This is a genomic window from Nonomuraea sp. NPDC049504, assembly GCF_040676845.1.
Taxonomy (GTDB): domain Bacteria; phylum Actinomycetota; class Actinomycetes; order Streptosporangiales; family Streptosporangiaceae; genus Nonomuraea; species Nonomuraea salmonea.
Genome location: NZ_JBFAPT010000086.1, coordinates 1 through 1,347, shown reverse-complemented (window position 1 = coordinate 1,347; position 1,347 = coordinate 1). Strand labels below are relative to the sequence as shown.

Here is a 1,347-nt window from a genome sequence, read left to right as displayed (position 1 = left end):
AGTCGAGAGCAACCACACCCAGATCCTGCGCAAGGACTTCCGAGCGATCGCCGCCGCGGTGCGGGAGACCGCCGCCGCCGCGCAGGCGCGAAAGGCTCGCTGAGCCCATGGCCGCAGGGGTGACCATCGGCCAGGCGGCCGCGTTCGCCGGCATCACGATCAAAACGGTGCGGCACTACCACAAGCTCGGGCTGGTGGCGGAGCCTGCGCGCGACAGTTCGGGGTACCGGCGCTACGGCTCGGCCGAGCTGTTGAGACTGGTGCAGGTCAAAACGCTCGCCGGCGCCGGGGTGCCGCTGGCCGACATCGGACCGCTGCTGGACTGCGACGCGGCGCCGTTCGCCGCGGCGCTCGCCGACGTCGAGCAGCAGCTCACCGCCCGGATCGCCGCGCTGGCCGCACAGAGGGACATGCTCAACCGGCTCTCCAGCGGCGAGCGGACCTTGCTGCCCGACCGCGCCGTGGCGATGCTGGAGGCAATGCCGACCCTCGGCTTCACGCCGGAGGACGTACGCACCGCCCGCGAATCCTTCGTCCTGGCCAAGGCTCTGGTCCCCGAAAGCTTCGAGGACTACCTCGCCGACATCGAACACGCGCTGCGCAACCCCCGATTCGTGGAGCTGACCAAGCGCAGCGCCGAAGTCATCGGCTGGGCACCGGATGATCCCCGCGTTGTGGAGCTGGCCACCGACATGGCCGAGCACTACCTCGCCCATCCCGACCACCTCAGGATCGTGACCGGTCTGCAAGCCCATACCGAGACCGCGACCCGCTACCGGTTGATCGCCCACCACGGCGAAGAACGCGACTCCGCCGCGGCCCGCCTGGCCTCGCTCGTCGAAGCGAGGCTCCGCGCCGGCGGTATCGACATCCCCCGACCGGAGCGAGACTGAGACCGGCAGGAGCCGCTGGCAAAGATCCCGTTCCCCGGGCAGTCGGGCGGCGGGCGGCGGGCCCTGCATGATCCTGATGCCGATGGCGCCGACGATGAGGATTGACGGGCGCCGCCGGAGGCGAACGGCCTGCTCCGGAGCGTGCGGGCGGGCACCATCGGGGGTGGGCTGGTTCCGGACGCCGACGCCCCTTCCATGCCCTCCTTGTCGTAGTCGACGATCTTGAAGCCCCTGACCTCCTATAGGTCACGGTGCGTGAGGGCCGCCGTGGGGGGTAGGCGCATATGACTATCACCAGTACGACAAGGGAGGCGCCATGAGCGGCGTTCTTTCCTCCGCCACCAAGACGCCCGTTCAGATGGCGGCGCTCATCGTCGGCGCCGTGTTCCTGCTGATCGGAATTCTCGGGTTCATCCCCGGCATCACCACCAATTACGGTCAGATGCAGTTCGCC

General features: G+C 69.2%; 2 protein-coding genes. Both read left to right on the top strand.

Annotated features, from left to right (window positions below; genetic code table 11):
- Positions 1 to 119: 119 nt before the first annotated feature.
- The gene (locus AB0K28_RS51725) at positions 120 to 893 is read left to right on the top strand and encodes a MerR family transcriptional regulator (protein WP_364386082.1); all 774 of its coding nucleotides are present in this window, start codon (positions 120 to 122) and stop codon (positions 891 to 893) included.
- Between the two features lie 316 nt (positions 894 to 1,209).
- Positions 1,210 to 1,347: DUF4383 domain-containing protein (locus AB0K28_RS51720; protein WP_364386085.1), on the top strand; the 138-nt coding region annotated here is incomplete at its 3' end.